A 19060-nucleotide genomic window follows, 5' to 3' on the forward strand; every position below is an offset into this window, starting at 1 on the left:
ATTGGGCATCAGTAAGTGTTAGTCTATTCATATAATCAGAATAACTGATTTTCTTTGTATGTCAACACACCCTAATAAAGACTTTGAGATTTTTTTAAATCGTTCTTGCTCAGCGAGGAATAGATTGATAGTGGTTGTAATGATTGGGATGATGAGTAATGTTTCAGCATATTCGATATATTCTCGATTGCCAAAAATGGTGAACAATCCTAGTGCTAACGCAATCGTGCCAATATTTTCAATTAAACTATAACGTATGGCTTCTTTTTTCAATTCGGCATTATTCTTTCCTGAATTTTTCATGATCATGTCTTTCCGTGATAGTCATTCGTTGTATGAAGATTATATTCTATAATCTCAAACGTTTTTCCTAAAGATCAACCCAATACACCTATGCGTACTGGGTTGATTTTTTAATACTATGAAAAATTAGTATTTATATGCATCCGCTTTAAATGGACCTTCTACAGGCACACCCAAATAATCCGCTTGTTCATTGGTCAGCTGTGTCAATACACCGCCAAAGCCTGCGACCATCGCTGCTGCCACTTCTTCATCTAGCTTTTTCGGCAAGACTTTGACATACAAGTTTTCAGCTTTTTTATCGGCAGGTAAGTCAGCAAACTTCTCAGCAAACAAGTGCATTTGAGCCAAAACTTGGTTAGCAAACGAACCATCCATAATACGCGATGGGTGACCTGTAGCATTACCCAAATTCACCAAACGACCTTCAGATAACAAAATGAGATAATCGCTGTCATTGTCTGAACGATAGACTTGATGCACTTGTGGTTTGACTTCTTCCCAACGGTATTTACGCAAATAATTGGTATCAATTTCAGTGTCAAAGTGACCAATGTTACATACTACCGCACCCGCTTTTAAATTATCCAACATCAAGGCATCACAAACGTGATAGTTACCTGTTGTCGTCACGATCAGGTCAGTATTTTGCAATAAATCTAGATTTAAATCTTCTTTCTTGTGTGATGGTACGCCATTTTTGTATGCAGAAACCACTTCATAACCGTCCATACACGCTTGCATTGCACAGATTGGGTCAATTTCAGTCACACGTACAATCATGCCTTCTTGACGTAAAGATTGAGCAGAACCTTTACCCACATCACCATAACCAATGACCAAAGCACGACGACCAGACAATAACATATCTGTACCACGTTTAATCGCATCGTTTAATGAGTGACGGCAGCCATATTTATTGTCATTTTTAGACTTGGTCACAGAGTCATTGACGTTAATCGCAGGGACTTTAAGGCTACCATCTTTCAGCATTTCTAATAGACGCGCCACGCCTGTGGTGGTTTCTTCAGAAATACCGTGGATATTTTCTAATAATTGCGGATAGTCATTATGGATCAATGCAGTCAAATCACCGCCATCATCCAAAATCATATTGGCATCCCAAAGCTGACCTTTTTCTTCGTCGCCAACAAACAATTGCTGACGCAAGCACCATTCGTACTCTTCTTCAGTTTCGCCTTTCCATGCAAAAACAGGAATTTGACGTGCCGCAATCGCAGCAGCAGCGTGGTCTTGGGTTGAGAAAATATTACATGATGTCCAACGTACTTCTGCACCCAATTCAACTAGGGTTTCGATTAACACCGCAGTTTGAATGGTCATGTGGATACAGCCAAGGATTTTTGCACCAGCCAATGGTTTGCTGTCAGCATAACGTTTACGCAAGCCCATCAATGCAGGCATTTCTGCTTCTGCAAGTTTGATTTCTTTACGTCCAAAATCGGCTAAGTTGATGTCAGCGACTTTATAATCGCTAAAATTTTGATGGCTTTGTGCAGACACTGCGTCCACTCCTTCTTGAAAAAATTAAGAAAAAACGCAGATGCCGTTGTTGATAGCGATTTTGTCATTTTAAAATAAAACAATACGCTACCGAAAATCGAGCCTCACAAGGAAAAATAATGTGATTTTTTACACAAAATCTTGTTGCAGCATCTCTCGACTGGGAATATGATACAAAAATAAGCCCTGTTTTTCAATGCAACACTGTTTAAAAACAAGACTGATTATCGTTCTAAAAATATCCCATGAACAAGGAAACGCAATGAAAAATTTATTTACTAAACATCATCTATGCCTATTGGCAACATGTCTATTATTTTCTACAAGCAGTGCAGTATTTGCCAATGACAGTGCGGGCTATGTGGCAACAGGCGGAGTAAGTTATATTAAAAATCCCAATATCAGTATGCACAGCGAAGATTTATTGATTAGCAAAGATATTATTCGGGTCAATTATCAGTATAAAAATTTGTCAAATCAGGAGATTCGCGAAAATATTCTATTCCCTTTACCTAAAGTCGATAGTTTTATCGATTCAGATTATGCCGATGTCGAGCAGCTTTATCGTAGTTTTAAAATTTGGGCAAATGGGCAACCGATTAAGCCGACCATTCATGTGCGTACCTTTATGTATCCTGTTAAAAATGGCGAACGGGCCTATCCTGAAAATGGTGAAGCCAGTATCGATACCACAGCATTATTTCAGGCGTGCGGTATCAGTGACAGTGAAATGATGCGACCATGGACGCAGCGTGATAAAGTGAATACGGTCAGCCAAAAATTATTAAAGTGTAACAATGCTGAATTGAAAAAATTATTGCTTGCAGATGATGGTGAAAGTGACACTCCTTGGCAATCGCAGATTATTTACAGTTGGCAACAGCCATTTAAAGCCAATAGTATCACCACAGTCAAACATGAATATCAACCTTTGGTTGGGGGAAGTGTTGGCACCAGTGAAGATGAATTACAAAAGCACTGTGCCGATAATGACTTAAGGAAAAGATTAAAACGTTTTAATGAAAGTGGTAGTCCTTTTTATAATATGCCTTACAATAGCTTAAGTTATATTTTAACCACAGCAAACAATTGGGCAAAACCAATCCAAGATTTTAAACTCACCGTACAGCGTGATGCAGGGGAGTTGGTGAGCCTTTGTTGGGATGGCAAAGTCCAAAAAATCAATCAAAATACCTTTGAAATGCGAGAGCAAAACTTTACCCCAAAACGTGATTTGGATGTGATTTTTATTCGTACCAAATGAGCGTAATAATCGTCATTTTATTGATTAAAAATGCTTGATAAAAAACCAATCACTATAAGGGTGATTGGTTTTTGTGATTTAATTTTATAATCTATACGGTAAATATGATTTACATGGTAAAAATAATATTATCGTATAAAATATTTGGAGATAAAGGTGAAAAAGTCACTTGTTTTGGCTATGCCGTTATTTTTAACAGGTTGTACGACAATATTTTATGATATATTTTATATTCCAACCAGTGATTTACCCTGATTATTAATTTACAGCGAGATAAACCTTATTCAAATTCGAGTGATATAATTGCTGTTAAAAAACACAGCAATGGTTAAACAATTTTGTGGAAATAGTCAATTGTCATATATTACATGGGCTGAACTTGTCATTTAGGAACATCGACCATGAATGTCCAATTTGAATATGCTAAAATTGCACCTAATCAAATGATTTCATACGCAGATCGTGAACAATTTGCTCAGAAGCAAGCACAAGCTTTAATGCCATCCGCATGGCAAACCTATACAGTAGATACAAAACAAGTTATTGAAAAAGCAAAACAAATGGGTGTAACCTATCCAGCAGTAGATAATCCGCCAAGACCTTATAACCCACAAAATTTTAAGCGTGGTACGACCGTCACTTTAACCCTTTATATTGATAAAAAAGGTAATATTACGCAAAAAATTCAGCATGTAGAAAATATTGGTTGGGTACATACATAATATGAACATGATAATTAAGCAATTTTAATGATTTTTATTATGATTGCATAAGTTTTAAAATGTTGTTTCATCATATTTTGAGTAAATGATTTAAATAAATAGGAAGATAGTGTTATGAAAAAATCACTTTTAACCGCAATGATTCTCGCTGTTGTGAGTCAAACGGCAATCGCAAAAACCAGTCCTAACCAATGGGGAAATATCTTTGAGCAAGGTTATATGTTTTATTATCTCACCAACCCAAAAAATAATGTACTGAGAATCACTTGCAACGTGTCAAACACTGGGGATAATGAGCATGATGTCGCTATAGAAAGTGATTTTGATTTAGCTGAAAGTCAGTTTGCATACGATAATATGTCGGACTTGATATTTCAGTTTGATGGTCAAGTGAAAATGCAATTATCAAATCAAGATACCAAAAGTCCAAAAGGCAGTATGCAATGGACGCAATTTATTAAAAAAATTCATCAAGCAAAACAAATTGATGTATTTATTGATAATAAAAAAACAGCAACATTCTATCCAACAGCATCAAGTAAAAAATATGATTTAAAAAGCATCGAAAAAGATTGCAGACCGATGTTATTATGGCAAGATTAAAATTTGAAAATAAAAATCAATGCATTATGAAATTAAAAAATGCAGATAGGAGCAGTGGTCTGCATTTTTCTAGATTTAGATTTTTTTGAATTAATCATACTGATTTTGAACGACGCTTTTTAATTTTCATTACCAACCATATCACCAGTATGAATACAGCTAAGACTGCAATCAAGGCAATAATGGGGAAAAAAATCGCTAGGGCAGACAAGCCAATGGCTGTCCCAGTTTCGGCGACGGATACAGCAGGATTAGCTAATCCACCTGTTGTTGCAGTGGATGCCACACGACCTGTTGCAGTCACGCCTTTAATAGTTGCTGCGGCACCGCCACCTGCTACAATCGCCAATGCCCATGTCGTGGCTGGACTCATATCAGTAAGGGTAGATGCCATCACCAATGTCCCTGCAATACCTGCCAAAGGCACTGCCAAAGTATCCAAAGCATGATCCACAAAAGGAATCAAATAACCTAATGATTCAGTGATACTGGCAATACCCAAAATCACCAAAGCAGGGGTTGACGCGACCCATTGCCATTTTTCATTGATAGTAATAATGCCAAAATAGGCAGCAATACTTAGGGCAAATAAAGGCACAAAAATTCGAAAACCCGAGCTGGCAGCCAAGCCAATACCTAAGGCGATGCTTAATAACATTTCAATTGACAAATTCATGATTTGCACACTCTTTAAAAAATTAAAATGAATTGATGAAAGGGAAAATTTTATACATGAGCCTGTTCAACACGTTTAAAGACCAATTCATTGCCTTGCGAACTGTCAGCATCAAAATAATAACCATCAATATCAAAAGCTTTTAAATCATTAATATGGGAAATTTGCTGTTGAATAATAAAGCGTGACATTAACCCACGGGCTTTTTTGGCATAAAAACTAATAACTTTATATTTGCCATTTTTTTCATCTAAAAATACAGGTTTGATAATATTGGCATTTAAATGCTTTTCATTGACCGCTTTATAATATTCATCGGATGCCAGATTAATCAACACATCATCATTTTGCTGGTTTAAATCTTCTTGGATTAAATCGGTAATATGGCTTTGCCAAAATTCATATAGGTTTGCCCCACGTTCATTGTCCAATTTTGTACCCATTTCTAAACGATAAGGCAACATCAAATCTAATGGACGCAATACACCATATAAGCCTGATAACATCCGTAAATGTTGCTGTGCAAAATCCACATCTTTTTCACTCAAACTATAAGCATCCAAACCCGTATACACATCGCCTTTAAAGGCATATAAAGCTTGGCGTGCGGTAGATAAATCAAAATCCGCTTGCCAATCTTGAAAACGTTTGACGTTGAGTTCAGCCAATTTATCGCTAATCGACATCAAGTTTTTAACTTGCCCGACCGATAATTCACGGCAACGTTCAATCAATTCGTTAGAGTGCGATAAGAGTCGGGCTTGTGTATGTTGGGTAGTCGGTAAATCAGTTTCAAAATCTAAGGTCTTGGCAGGGGAGATGACAATTAACATTATTTTTGCTCAAAATTAAAACATGCTTTACTTTAACAAATAATGGTAAAAATAGCGAATGCAAAGCAATATTTTCATCATTTTCAAAACACAAAAACTAAAAAATATTCACTATAAAAGCCTTTATTTGCTAGAATGGCTCACCACATTTTTTGATAGGTAGGCATTGTGACCACGCATTTTTTTGCCACAGGTGAAGCAGGGCAGTTAGAAGTTTTTGTCAATCAACCACACGGTGAAATCAAAGGCATTGCTTTGGTGACGCATCCACATCCATTGATGGGCGGTAATCCTAAGCACAAGATTCCACAATTAATTTGTGAAGTATTGGTCGAAAAAGGCTTTTTGGTGTGGCGTCCGAGCTTTCGTGGTATGGGGCATTCACAAGGCGAGCATGATTTGGGCGAAGGCGAAAGTCGTGATATTGCACTATTGGCAGAGATGATGCAGAAACAATATCCGAATTTGCCCTTTTTTGGTGGCGGTTTTTCTTTCGGTTCGCATGTTTGGTCAAAAAGTTTTCATTTATTGCCAGAGCAACAACGTCCGCAAAAATTATTATTGGCAGGTTTGCCGTGCGGTAAAGTGCGTGAATTGGTAGAATATAAGACACCACATATTGATAGCCATCTATTGTTGGTACATGGTGAGCAAGATGATATTACGCCATTGGCGGATGTGATTGCATGGGCGACACCGCAACGTCATCCAATTACCATCATGCCTGGGGCAAATCATTTCTTTACAGGTTATTTAAAATCTTTACGTGTAATTATTGACCGTTATTATTAAAGATTTGATTGTAAAATCTTGGGAATGTCGCTAAATATTGCTATATTCTCAAGTTGTTGTTTATTTATTGATATAAGCAAGTGTTATTTTTGCTTATCATCACACTTCGCAAAAGCGTTTTCAACTTCATCTTCTGACATGAGTAAAAATCAGTATGAGCCAAACATCCGCATCATTACGCTCACCGCAGCAACGTTATCAGGACGCTTTAGATTCTGGGCATTTTATGCCTGATGCTGAACAAGCGAAAGCTGTTGCTGAGTTGCAACGGGTTTGGGAAGAGTTACAAGCCTTTGAAAAGCAATCGGCTGGCTTTTTTTCTTTTTTACGCAAGCCTACACAGCCAAAGGGCGTGTATATGTGGGGTGGTGTGGGACGTGGCAAAACGTGGCTGATGGATCAATTTTGTGAAAGTGTACCGCTGACTCGCAAAAAACGTATGCATTTTCATCACTTTATGCAATATGTCCATGCCGAATTAAACAAATTAGCAGGACAGCAAAACCCACTGGATACCGTGGCGGATATGATTTGCCGTGATACAGTGGTGATTTGTTTTGATGAATTTTTTGTATCCAATGTCACGGATGCGATGATTTTGGGTGATTTATTCCAAAAATTATTTAGCCGTGGTATTACTTTGGTGACGACATCAAATATTATGCCAGATGGTTTATATAAAGATGGTATTCACCGCAATCGTTTTTTACCGACCATTGAAGTGGTAAAAAATAATTGTGTGATTTTAAATGTGGATTCGGGTGTGGATTATCGTTTGCGTGTATTAAAACAATCAGAATTATTTAAATCACCGTTAAATCCAGAACATGAAAAATGGATTGCTGAGCGTTTTGAAAAATTAACTTCAGGACAAACAACCAGTACCAGTGATATTACCATTAATCATCGTACTGTCGTGACTTTGGGGCATAGTGAAGATGTATTATGGAGTGATTTTACTCAACTGTGTAAAAAACCACGCAGTCCAGCCGATTATATTGAAATCGCTAATACTTATAATACGGTGTTGGTGAGTGATGTACCACATTTAAATGATGTACTGAATGATGCCACACGCCGTTTTATTTATTTGGTGGATGAATTTTATGATAGACGTGTGAAATTAATTATTACATCACAAGATAGTCTGATCGAGATTTATCAAGGTGAACGTTTGGCATTTGAAATTGAACGTACTCGTTCACGCCTTTTGGAAATGCAATCGGAAGAATATCTCAATACTGAGCATCGTTTGATTGATAGTGAAAATGATGATAAAAAACAAGATATAGTTTAATGATTGAGAAAGGTGGGTGGTCATATATCATTCATCTTTTATTAGAAAATGATTAAAATAATTTGAAGTAAATAGGAGAAAAGAATATGGTTTATGCTAAAAAATTGATATATCTTAGCTTGCTTTTTGCAGTTATTGGCTTATTTTTACCTATACATGGTGAGTATGAAGCTCAAATCGCTGAATATAATTAGTATTGTGGTGTGGATATTATTGGTAATGCTTTTTATGGATTAAGTCACCATATTTAAATTTTTTTGAATAAATGTACATGTTTAATACTTTTGGCAATATTGATATTCATAGTGATTTTTTGGGGTTTAAGTAATTATATTTTTAATTATATGGCAATATCGGGAGACTATTTTAATTTATGTGGTTTATCATTTTGGTTATCTGCAGTTACTATCGCAACCACTCAACTCATCTATGCAGAGAAAAAATAGCAGGCAGTCAATCCAAATATAATAATGGTGATATGTATAGCGATTTTTGTTTTGGTCTATTTAAGCAATGATATACTTCATCCTGTAATGATGTTTTTTGCCACGATACTGGATAAATTGCTATAATTTGGTTCTTTAGCCATACTTTGGATTGAGTGTAGTATGCAAGCTATGCCACGCTATCAGCAACAATCACGACTTTTGCAACAGGTCAAAACCGCCCCCAAGCCTTTACAATCGTGGCTGTTGGCACGGGGTTCGCTGACCAAGCAATTGACGCAATTGGCAAATGGACAATTTCGTGTACAAGTCTTGAGTAATGGTTGGCAAAAACTAGATGCAGTCACCGCACAACGTTTGGACTGTCGTCCGCAACAGCTGGCATGGGTGCGAGAAAGCTATTTGTTTGGCTCAAGTCGCCAACCATGGGTAAAAGCACGCAGTATTATTCCGATATCCAGTTTGCAAAAGCAAGCTCGGATTTTTCGTTATATTGGTAAAAAACCGATGGGTAAAATATTGTTTTTTAGACAAAATCCTACAGGGCAACGCTGGTGCGACAAAACGCAATTAGGCTATGCACGACAAAGCTGTTATCTATGGCAAGGCTGTCAAGTATTGGTAGAAGAGATTTTTTTAGATGCTTTTCAACAGTTTTTAAATAAAACAGCAGAATAAAAAGTTGAATGAAACAAGCAAGCATAATTATGCTAAAATCGCTTAAAAATATGCATTCAATTTAAATCATGGCACTGCTCAATAAAAATTCTTCGCTGTATCAATCGGCTTATCCTGATAATCTTGCCAAAACGTGGTCGGAACGTGTGCAAGCCTATTATTATCTTTGTCGTTTTGATAAACCGATAGGCACAGAATTGGTGCTATGGCCGACCATGATTGCGTTATGGATGGCGGCACAAGGCATGCCTGATTGGCGGATTTTGTTGCCGATGTTGCTAGGTGTGGTGTTTATGCGTGCGGCAGGCTGTGCGATTAATGATTTTGCCGACCGTAAAGTCGATGGGCATGTGACACGAACTAAAACACGTCCGCTTGCAACAGGGGTGATTCGTCCGATTGAAGCCCTTTGGGTATTTTTTGGCTTGATTATTGCCAGTGCCAGTTTGTTATTATTTTTGCCTTTATCGACTTTTTTTTGGTCGTTTGGGGCATTGGTTTTGGCGTTTATTTATCCATTTATGAAGCGTTACACGCATTTACCGCAAGTATTTTTGGGGGCGGCATTTTCGTGGGCGATTCCGATGGCATATAGTGCGGTGGGTAAAACGCCTGATTTGACTTGTTGGTTATTGTATTTTGCTAATTTGGCGTGGACGGTGGCGTATGATACGCAATATGCCATGACCGATAGAGAAGATGACTTAAAAATTGGCGTAAAATCCACTGCGATTTTGTTTGGGCGTTATGATGTGGCGACAATTTTTGCCTTGCAAATTGTCAGCGTAGGGCTGTGGTGTGTGGCATTTTATCGTGAAAATATGTTGTTTGGTGCGGCAGGTTTAGCTTTGCTTGCAGTTTTAGCTGATTTTATTTATCAAACTTATCGTATCCGACATCGTGAACCACAACAAACTTTTTGGGCATTTCGGCATAATCGTTGGATTGGTTTGATGTTGTGGGCGGCGATGGCGGTATATTTTGCATCTTTCAAGCTTGTTTGAATAAATATTGACACTTTTTTACAAATTTACAATATAAACATCACAATTTCATGTTATTTGTATATAACTAGTCACTATTTTGTCATTTGTCAAAAATAAACTTGGATGGACCCAAAAGCTTGCAATAGCGTTCTTATACAATCTGATGGGAAAAACACATTACCGATACTGATAGTCGCTCATAATAAACGTTGGAGTTATCTATGCGTCTTAAATCAAAATGTCTACCGTTATTCGTCGCTGGTGCTATGATGAGTGCATGTAGCATCAATCCAATTCACTCAAATACGCAACCTACATCTTCTCAAAACAGCGGTCAATCAACACAAGCAATTACCACAAAGCAATTACAAGACAATGTAAAAACCATTGTGGTGATTTATACTGAAAATCGTAGCTTTGATAATCTATATGGTTTATATCCAGGTGCTGACGGTATTCCTGGTGTAAATCCAAGTTCGAGCCAAAGCAAGGCTGCACCACAGTTAGATCGTGATGGCAAAGTGCTGGCAACTTTACCAAAAACGTGGGGTGGGGTGGTTAATGGTAAACCCGATGTGATTCCAGAAGCAAGTACAGGTGGCAAACCTAATCAACCATTTCAAATCGATGCACCGACTGCACAAGGTGGCTTTGATTTACCACTTGATGTAAATACCATTGACTTGGTACATCGTTTCTTTAATAACCAAATGCAAATCAATGGTGGCAATAATGATAAATTTGCTGCCTACTCAAATGCAGGTGGTTTATCTATGGGTTACTACGATGGTAGTAAAATGAAGCTGTGGAAGTATGCACAAGATTATGTTTTGGCGGATAACTTTTTCCAAGGTGCATTTGGTGGCTCTTACTTAAATCATCAATATTTGATCTGTGCGTGTGTACCGACATATCCAAATGATGGTATTGCAGTCACAGGTGGCAGTAAAGTATCTGCGGTGATTCCAAATACAAATCAACTGGCAACCAAACCGACTTCACCAGTTTCTGCTTTGGATGGTGCACCACAATATGTGAGTGATGGTTCATTGACACCACCAAATTATTTGGGAGACGGCAAATATTACACCATCAATACCATGCAACCACCCTATCAGCTCAGTGCAAACAAAGCACCACCAACAGACACAACCAATACTTTGGCTGATTTAAATAGTGTAACGACTGAATATCCTGTAACCAATACCAATATTGGCGATCTTTTGGATAATAAAGGCATCAGCTGGGCATGGTACTCTGGTGGGTGGAATGAAGCACTAAAAGATCCTAACCAAATCTATGGTGGTCGTTTGCAGTTCCAAACACATCATCAACCCTTTAACTATAGTATCAAAGCAGACCCAACTACAGTAAGCGGTCAGGCTTATCGTAAAAAACATTTTAAAGATTTTGATGAAGCCTTTTTACAAGATGCTAAAGCAGGCAATTTGCCAGCAGTCACCTTTTATAAGTCAAGTGGTATATTGAATCAGCATCCAGGTTATGCGCAAGTCGCTGATGGTGATGCCCATGTCGCAGAAGTCGTGGCTCAATTGCAACAAAGTCCACAATGGAAAAACATGGTGATTGTGATTACTTCTGATGAGAATGGTGGTTTTTGGGATCACAAACGTGTACCAAAAGGTGATGTATGGGGGCCAGGAACGCGTATTCCAGCATTGGTCATTTCACCGCTTGCTAAAAGAGGTGTAGTGGATCATACCCAATATGATACAGCCTCTATCTTGCGTCTGATCACACGCGTATTTGATCTGCCAAAACTTGATGGGTTAAAGCAACGTGACAATGCATTGGTTAAAAATGGTGGCGTAGCAATGGGTGATTTAACCAACACTTTGGACGTCAAGACATTTGCACGCAAGTAAGATGCAAAGTCTAAGCTAAAACTGATTCAGTAATTTTAGATGCTGTGTTTATTCGTAAGCACAGCTTTTTTTATGATGATTTCAAGTTAAAAATGACAATAGATAATGCAGAATGCTAAAAGCACAAAACCCTTACAATCATTGATATGTAAGGGTTTTGATTAATTTGGCTCTCCCACCTGGGCTCGAACCAGGGACCTGCGGATTAACAGTCCGTCGCTCTACCGACTGAGCTATGGGAGAATATGCAGTGCATTATATAGGATTTTTTTAGGTCGTCAAGCGAATTTCTAATAAAATTGATAAAAATAATTTAACTGTCGATGATTTGTTCAAATTGTTAAATGATTACTCAAAAAAAGCTTTTTAAACGCACAATTCGCATATCAAAACCACAGATAATTCGCTAAGATAAGTGCTGATTAAAATCTAAATGGAAAAAATCATGAAAGAAAGTGTATTAAAAAATGTGGCAATCAGCATCTTGGGCTTAGTGGGTATGATCAATCCGAGTTTTGCTGACTTTGCGATTGTGGAAGATAGCGATGGTTTTAGCAATTTACGCCAAGCTGAAAATGCCAACAGCCCAATCGTGCGTAGCATTCCTACAGGGCAGGCGGTGTGGTATTGCAATAATGGTGAGATTTGTAGCGATGGCAAAGCCAGTCCGTGGCAATTAGTAATGACTGCCGATAAAAAGAAGGCTATATGCATCAATCTCGCCTAAAAAATATCAATCAATTTGAAAAAATGAATTTGACAGCCAATAAGTTTGACAGCTTACAATGTCGTAATGCATCCTATCAGTTGAATGTCAAAATCAGTAAAGTCGATTTGGCACAACATACACAATTTTTCAAAAAGAATAAAGATGGTACTTATTCAAATACGGGTAAGGCATTTGTGGGTAGTGATGGTGAATTGCCAATTAGTCAATATCAAAGTATAGATTTGCTTAATCTTAAAACCAAGCAAAAACAAAGCATTGCGAAAACGGCTTATGAACATTTGTTTAACCCAAGCTTTTTTGACACATCAGAAGATATAGCCAAACGCAATGCCTGTTATTTTGATGCCAAGCGTGACCGCATTTATTGGTATGCACAAAATAGTGATGGGGCAGGCAGTTATGAAATGTTGATGATTTTTGAGCATGGGCAACATTTAAGTACATTATACAACAATCAATTTAATGGCTAATCAATTCATTTATTTAGCAAGCGAATTTAGGCTTTAAAGTATGCAAAATCTTTATTCGCTTTTTTCTTTTAACAATAAAACATTCCCAAAGATAGTAAACTTGATTATGATACACCTTTCATTTTTATCATCATTGTGAGCTTTTTATGCAAGTACAAGTCAAGATTTTAGATCCACGTTTGGGTACAGAATGGGATATGCCGAGTTATGCCACGATGGGTTCGGCAGGTTTGGACTTGCGTGCCTGTTTGGATGCACCGTTGACCATCAAAGCAGGTGAAACGGTATTGGTCAAAACAGGTTTGGCGATTTATTTGCAAGATCCAAATTATGCAGGTTTGATTTTACCACGCTCAGGTTTGGGACATAAACATGGCATTGTGTTGGGTAATTTGGTGGGTTTGATTGATGCGGATTATCAAGGCGAATTGATGATTTCGGTATGGAATCGTAGTCAGCAAGATTTTGTACTCAATCCTGCGGAACGTTTGGCACAATATGTGGTTGTACCTGTACAACAAGTGCAGTTTGAAATCGTAAATGAGTTTCAAGCGACAAGCCGTGGTGCAGGCGGATTTGGTCACACTGGACAACAATAATTTTTAATTTTATCAACATCGTTTAAATATAAGCATAAGGGAGAAGTCAGATGTCCGAGTCAGTTGTTTCATTCAACCAAACTATTCGACTTCGCCCTGAACAGCGTAAAATTTTCCGTGCCTACGATATACGTGGGCAGGTTTCTGTTTTAGATGAAATTTTAATTACTCAAATCGCTCATGCTTTGGCACAGACTTATTTAGAACAGCAACAATCATGCGTGGTAATTGGCTTTGATGCACGGCTGAGCAGTAAAAATTATGCCGAACTTATGGCAAGAATCTTTGCTGAGCAGGGTTTAGATGTGGTTGAAATCGGCTGTGTGAGCTCGCCAATGTTGTATTTTACTGCCAGTCAATATCAGGGCAATGGCGTGATGATTACCGCGAGTCATAATCCTATTAGTGACAATGGTATCAAATGGCTGGTGCAAGGTTTTGCACCGACGGCTGAACAAATTCAACAACTTGCCGATAAAATTGAAAGCTTAGATATACTAGATTTTCCATATCAAAAAAACACAAAGATCGCTAATCAATCAAGACAGGCAGAACAGCTTTATCTAAATTATTTACAGCAGGATATTCAACCGAATCACAAATTTATTTTGCATGTTTTTTTGGATGGCTTAAATGGTTCAGCAGGAAAATTGGCAGAACAAGCCTTGCAGCAATTGGCTTACGACTTTACTGCATTCAATACCAATGCCAATGGGCATTTTCCGAATGGCTCGCCCGATCCGAGCAATGCAGAACGTCTCTTAACACTGCAACACGCAATTATTCAAGCCAAGCATCATTCAGACCAGCATTGTTTAGATGAACATTTTGTTGGTATGGTATTGGATGGCGATGGTGATAGAGTCGTGTTAGTAGATGAATATGGAAAAGTGGTCAGCCCAGACAGATTATTGTGCTTATTGGCAAAAATCGTGCTACAGCAAGAGATTAAATCACCGTATAAAAAAGAAATTTTGTGCGATGTTAAATGTTCAACATTATTGGCAAAAGTCGCTGAAAAACACGGCGCAACACTCAGAATGATACGAACAGGGAGTAGCTTTTTACGCAATGATTTACAGCGTAGCCACGCTTGTTTTGGTGGTGAGTTCGCAGGGCATTATGTATTTAACGATGGACGTGGTTGCGGTTTTGATGATGGCTTATATGTGGCGTTGCGTGTATTTGAATATTTACAACAACATCATTTGAGTCTATCGCAAGCTTTGGCAGAATTTCCAGAGCATCTTGCTACCGAAGATATTTATATTGATAATCAAGATATTGATTTTCATCAAGTGATAACTACACTAAAAGACAAGGCTGCACATCAGTCAGATGTTGATTGTTGTGAAATTGATGGGATTCGTTTGGATTTTGCACACGGTTTTGGTCTGTTGCGTGCATCGAATACGGGCGATTATTTGACTTTACGTTTTGATGCTGAACATGAGCAAGCCATGCAGCAGATACAACAGTTTTTTATTGACAGTTTGGCGGATAATTCTACAAATTTAGTGCAACGTATACAACAGAAATTGATGATTTAGTGTTATATTTATAGCAATATTTTATTAATTTCATCATGGTAATACTGTTATGCAACATAGTACAGATCATCAAGATATTGACTATCTTAACAAAAATCTCAGCAAAGCTTATGTATTGACCGAAGCATTGCCTTATATTCAACGTTTTGCTGGCAAAACCATCGTGGTGAAATATGGCGGTAATGCCATGACTGATCCTGAGCTTGAACATTCTTTTGCCCGTGATATTGTGTTACTCAAATCAGTTGGTCTAAACCCTGTGGTGGTACATGGTGGTGGACCGCAAGTCGATGATTTGTTAAAGCAATTGGGACGTGTGTCCGAGCGTATTGATGGTATGCGTGTGACTGATACCGCAACCATGGACGTAGTGGAAATGGTACTTGGTGGTAGCGTTAATAAATCGATTGTAAGCCTGATTCACCAAAATGGCGGGCGTGCGATTGGTCTGACAGGTAAAGATGGTCAGTTGATTTCGGCACAAAAATTATTAATGCAAAAAACTGATGCTGACGGTGCGATGCGTGAAATTGATCTTGGGCATGTTGGTGAAGTGACAGAAATCAATACTGGTGTTTTACAAACTTTACTAAATAGTGATTTTATTCCTGTGATTGCACCACTTGGTGTGGATGAGCAAGGGCAAACTTATAATATCAATGCCGATTTGGTGGCAGGCAAAGTTGCTGAAGCATTGCAGGCGGAAAAACTGATTTTATTGACCAATACCAGTGGTGTATTGGACAAAGAGAAAAATCTGCTGACAGGTCTGACGACTGATGATGTCGATCATTTGATTGCGACAGAAGTGATTGTCGGTGGGATGATTCCAAAAGTACAATGTGCTTTGGATGCGGTCAAAGCAGGGGTAAAGACTGCGGTGATTGTTGATGGTCGTGTACCACATGCAACGTTATTAGAGATTTTTACCGATCAAGGTATCGGCACATTGATCAGCAATTAAGTCAATTTGGCTACGGCACAAATACAAATCAATATGTTAAAAATATGTTAAAATGCAATAACAATCAGTGGACTCTACTGGTTGTTATGCTGTTTAATAGTATTTAAATGAAAAATAAAAAATTAAATTGCATTCAATATACAAATATAACTACCTTTTTACGCCAAATCAGCTAAAATTTAGCATAACTTTTTTTAACTTTTTAATTGACGTGAGATAAGCAATGCATTTTCAACGTATGACCGATTTGGACTTAAATGGCAAACGTGTTTTAATTCGTGAAGATTTGAATGTACCTGTAAAAGCAGGAAAAATTACCAGTGATGCACGTCTGCGTGCTGCTTTACCGACAATCCAACAAGCATTAAAACAAGGTGCAGCAGTCATCGTATGTTCGCATCTCGGTCGTCCAGTTGAAGGTAAGCCGAAAGAAGAGCAATCTTTAGCTCCTGTTGCAGCGTATTTGAGTGATGCTTTGGCTCAGCCTGTGGCTTTGGTTAAAGATTATTTAGAAAATGGTGTAAATGTCGAAGCAGGTCAAGTGGTATTACTTGAAAATGTTCGTTTTAACCATGGTGAAAAGAAAAACAATGCGGACTTGGCAACAAAATATGCGGCTTTGTGCGATGTGTTTGTGATGGATGCTTTTGGTACAGCACACCGTGCGGAAGGCTCAACCGAAGGCGTGGCACGTGTTGCAATACAAGCGGTTGCTGGTCCTTTGTTGGCAGCGGAATTGGATGCTTTGGGCAAAGCTTTGCAACAACCAGAACAGCCAATGGTTGCCATCGTTGCAGGTTCAAAAGTATCGACCAAATTGGACGTGTTAAATTCATTGGCAAAAGTCTGCAATCAATTGATCGTGGGTGGTGGTATTGCCAATACTTTCTTGGCAGCAGCAGGCTACAATGTCGGCAAATCACTATATGAAGCCGATTTGGTTGACACTGCAAAACAAATCGCCAGTCAAGTCGATGTACCTTTGCCGACTGATGTGGTAGTTGCTGACGCGTCAGAAATCAACTTTGAAGATTTCTTAGGCTCACTTGCCAATGCTAAAGCTGTAGTGAAAAAAGTCGCTGATGTTGCTGATAATGATATGATTCTAGATGTCGGTCCAGAAACGGCACAACATTTTGCTCAATTGCTTAAACAAGCCAAAACCATTCTTTGGAATGGCCCTGTCGGTGTATTTGAGGTGGATGCTTTCGGTGAAGGTACAAAAGCCTTGTCATTGGCTGTTGCTGAAAGTGAAGGATTTTCTATTGCAGGTGGTGGCGATACTTTGGCTGCGATTGATAAATATCAAGTCAGCGATAAAATCGGCTATATCTCAACAGGTGGCGGTGCTTTCTTAGAGTTTGTCGAAGGTAAGATCTTGCCAGCAGTTGCAGTCTTGTTAGAACGTGCAAAAGCTTAAAATTTATCAATAATTTTAACTTTTTATTCCAATCCCAAAACGATTGTAATTTTTATTAAAGCCTTTACAATAAAGGCAATATATTCGGAGTTTAATTTTTATGGCACTGATTTCTTTACGTCAGATGCTCGACCATGCGGCAGAGCATAATTATGGCGTTCCAGCGTTTAATGTGAATAACCTAGAGCAAATGCGTGCCATCATGTTGGCAGCAGATGAGACCAACTCACCTGTAATCGTACAAGCATCTGCTGGTGCAAGAAAATACGCAGGCTCACCGTTTTTGCGTCATTTGATTTTGGCAGCAGTAGAAGAGTTTCCACACATTCCAGTCGTCATGCATCAAGACCATGGTACAAGTCCAGCTGTGTGTCAGCGTTCTATCCAATTGGGCTTTAGCTCAGTGATGATGGACGGTTCATTGAAATCAGATGGCAAAACCCCTGCTGATTATGATTATAACGTTGATGTAACTCGCCAAGTGGTGGCAATGGCTCATGCTTGTGGCGTATCTGTAGAAGGCGAAATCGGCTGTTTGGGTAGCTTGGAAACAGGTATGGCAGGCGAAGAAGATGGTGTGGGTGCAGAAGGTGTACTTGATCACTCGCAATTATTGACTTCAGTAGAAGAAGCACGTCAATTCGTGGCGGATACCAATGTGGATGCCTTGGCGATTGCAGTAGGTACATCACACGGTGCATACAAGTTCACACGCCCACCAACCGACGATATTTTATCAATCGAACGTATCAAAGACATCCATGCTGCTTTGCCAAACACGCATTTGGTGATGCACGGCTCTAGCTCTGTACCACAAGAATGGTTGAAAATCATCAATGAATACGGTGGTAATATCGGCGAGACTTATGGTGTGCCAGTAGAACAATTGGTTGAAGCCATCAAACATGGTGTGCGTAAAATCAATATTGACACTGACTTACGTTTGGCATCGACTGGTGCGATTCGTCAGTTCTTGGCAGAAAATCCAAGTGAATTTGACCCACGTAAATATCTAGCAAAATCTGTTGATGCAATGAAACAAATTTGTATCGATCGCTATACTGCTTTTGGTACAGCAGGTCATGCTGATAAAATTCGCCCAATTTCATTAGAAAAAATGGTTGAGCGTTATTAATCCGTTTATAGATGAGCTTTAAAATATAGTCCTTATCCTGTATTTGAACTTGTTTATTATGCTTATAGATACGTCAGTTCGCTGGCGTATTTTTTATTTTTTATAATATTAGACCTCTTTCGAAAATGTAAATTTAGCGATTAACTTGCCAATTTATAAATCCTGCCACTAATTTCATTCTC

At 38.4% G+C, this 19060-nt stretch carries 19 protein-coding genes and 1 tRNA gene; 15 read left to right on the forward strand and 5 right to left on the reverse strand.

Annotation, left to right across the window (positions count from 1 at the left end; translation table 11 throughout):
- Positions 1–27: 27 nt before the first annotated feature.
- Positions 28–303: a hypothetical protein gene (locus ACEYX7_RS07550; protein ID WP_374804701.1), complete on the reverse strand. Its 276-nt coding sequence runs from the start codon at positions 301–303 to the stop codon at positions 28–30.
- 126 nt (positions 304–429) lie between these two features.
- Positions 430–1827, reverse strand: a complete 1398-nt coding sequence (ahcY, locus tag ACEYX7_RS07555; RefSeq protein ID WP_374900391.1) for an adenosylhomocysteinase — start codon at positions 1825–1827, stop codon at positions 430–432.
- Positions 1828–2089: 262 nt separating this feature from the next.
- Here ahcY and ACEYX7_RS07560 point away from each other — a divergent pair, with 262 nt between their 5' ends.
- The 3 genes from ACEYX7_RS07560 to ACEYX7_RS07570 all read left to right on the forward strand — a co-directional run bounded on the left by ACEYX7_RS07560 (position 2090) and on the right by ACEYX7_RS07570 (position 4416).
- Entirely contained in the window at positions 2090–3091 is a 1002-nt protein-coding gene (locus ACEYX7_RS07560) for a DUF4424 family protein (protein WP_374804703.1), read from the forward strand.
- A gap of 401 nt (positions 3092–3492) precedes the next feature.
- Positions 3493–3813, forward strand: a complete 321-nt coding sequence (locus tag ACEYX7_RS07565; protein ID WP_374804704.1) for a hypothetical protein — start codon at positions 3493–3495, stop codon at positions 3811–3813.
- 114 nt (positions 3814–3927) lie between these two features.
- Positions 3928–4416 carry a hypothetical protein gene (locus ACEYX7_RS07570; protein WP_374804705.1) on the forward strand — a complete coding sequence of 163 codons (489 nt, stop codon included), beginning with the start codon at positions 3928–3930 and terminating at the stop codon, positions 4414–4416.
- A gap of 94 nt (positions 4417–4510) precedes the next feature.
- Here ACEYX7_RS07570 and ACEYX7_RS07575 read toward each other — a convergent pair whose 3' ends face one another.
- Positions 4511–5092, reverse strand: a complete 582-nt coding sequence (locus ACEYX7_RS07575; RefSeq protein WP_374900393.1) for a DUF4126 domain-containing protein — start codon at positions 5090–5092, stop codon at positions 4511–4513.
- 50 nt (positions 5093–5142) lie between these two features.
- A complete protein-coding gene (gene yaaA / locus ACEYX7_RS07580; RefSeq protein ID WP_374804707.1) occupies positions 5143–5925 on the reverse strand; it encodes a peroxide stress protein YaaA in 783 nt (260 codons plus the stop codon).
- A gap of 168 nt (positions 5926–6093) precedes the next feature.
- On the opposite strand from yaaA, the gene ACEYX7_RS07585 reads away from it, so the two are divergent.
- From ACEYX7_RS07585 to acpA, 5 genes are all read left to right on the forward strand, one after another.
- A complete protein-coding gene (locus ACEYX7_RS07585; protein ID WP_374804708.1) occupies positions 6094–6717 on the forward strand; it encodes an alpha/beta hydrolase in 624 nt (207 codons plus the stop codon).
- A 154-nt stretch (positions 6718–6871) separates the two neighbouring features.
- Positions 6872–8014: a cell division protein ZapE gene (gene zapE, locus ACEYX7_RS07590; protein WP_374900395.1), complete on the forward strand. Its 1143-nt coding sequence runs from the start codon at positions 6872–6874 to the stop codon at positions 8012–8014.
- 608 nt (positions 8015–8622) lie between these two features.
- A complete protein-coding gene (locus ACEYX7_RS07595; RefSeq protein ID WP_374900396.1) occupies positions 8623–9138 on the forward strand; it encodes a chorismate--pyruvate lyase family protein in 516 nt (171 codons plus the stop codon).
- Positions 9139–9206: 68 nt separating this feature from the next.
- Positions 9207–10142: a 4-hydroxybenzoate octaprenyltransferase gene (gene ubiA, locus ACEYX7_RS07600; RefSeq protein ID WP_374807066.1), complete on the forward strand. Its 936-nt coding sequence runs from the start codon at positions 9207–9209 to the stop codon at positions 10140–10142.
- A 203-nt stretch (positions 10143–10345) separates the two neighbouring features.
- Complete coding sequence (gene acpA, locus ACEYX7_RS07605; protein WP_374900398.1) at positions 10346–12010, forward strand: acid phosphatase; 1665 nt, start codon at positions 10346–10348, stop codon at positions 12008–12010.
- Positions 12011–12177: 167 nt separating this feature from the next.
- On the opposite strand, the gene ACEYX7_RS07610 is transcribed toward acpA, so the two are convergent.
- A tRNA-Asn gene (locus ACEYX7_RS07610) sits at positions 12178–12253 on the reverse strand.
- 202 nt (positions 12254–12455) lie between these two features.
- On the opposite strand from ACEYX7_RS07610, the gene ACEYX7_RS07615 reads away from it, so the two are divergent.
- The 7 genes from ACEYX7_RS07615 (at position 12456) to fba (ending at position 18878) form a co-directional block, all read left to right on the forward strand.
- Entirely contained in the window at positions 12456–12737 is a 282-nt protein-coding gene (locus ACEYX7_RS07615) for a hypothetical protein (RefSeq protein ID WP_374900400.1), read from the forward strand.
- Entirely contained in the window at positions 12719–13210 is a 492-nt protein-coding gene (locus ACEYX7_RS07620; protein WP_374900401.1) for a hypothetical protein, read from the forward strand. The genes ACEYX7_RS07615 and ACEYX7_RS07620 overlap by 19 nt, the downstream gene beginning before the upstream one ends.
- A gap of 146 nt (positions 13211–13356) precedes the next feature.
- Positions 13357–13809, forward strand: a complete 453-nt coding sequence (gene dut, locus ACEYX7_RS07625) for a dUTP diphosphatase (protein ID WP_374804714.1) — start codon at positions 13357–13359, stop codon at positions 13807–13809.
- 50 nt (positions 13810–13859) lie between these two features.
- Positions 13860–15359 (forward strand): phosphomannomutase/phosphoglucomutase, encoded by a 1500-nt coding sequence (locus ACEYX7_RS07630; protein ID WP_374804715.1) that lies wholly within the window; start codon positions 13860–13862, stop codon positions 15357–15359.
- Positions 15360–15408: 49 nt separating this feature from the next.
- Positions 15409–16323, forward strand: a complete 915-nt coding sequence (argB, locus tag ACEYX7_RS07635; RefSeq protein WP_374804716.1) for an acetylglutamate kinase — start codon at positions 15409–15411, stop codon at positions 16321–16323.
- 223 nt (positions 16324–16546) lie between these two features.
- Positions 16547–17743, forward strand: a complete 1197-nt coding sequence (locus ACEYX7_RS07640) for a phosphoglycerate kinase (RefSeq protein ID WP_374804717.1) — start codon at positions 16547–16549, stop codon at positions 17741–17743.
- Between the two features lie 100 nt (positions 17744–17843).
- Positions 17844–18878, forward strand: a complete 1035-nt coding sequence (gene fba / locus ACEYX7_RS07645; RefSeq protein WP_374804718.1) for a class II fructose-bisphosphate aldolase — start codon at positions 17844–17846, stop codon at positions 18876–18878.
- Positions 18879–19060: the final 182 nt, after the last annotated feature.

The organism is Hubeiibacter jixunmingi (assembly GCF_041928215.1).
Taxonomy (GTDB): domain Bacteria; phylum Pseudomonadota; class Gammaproteobacteria; order Pseudomonadales; family Moraxellaceae; genus Acinetobacter.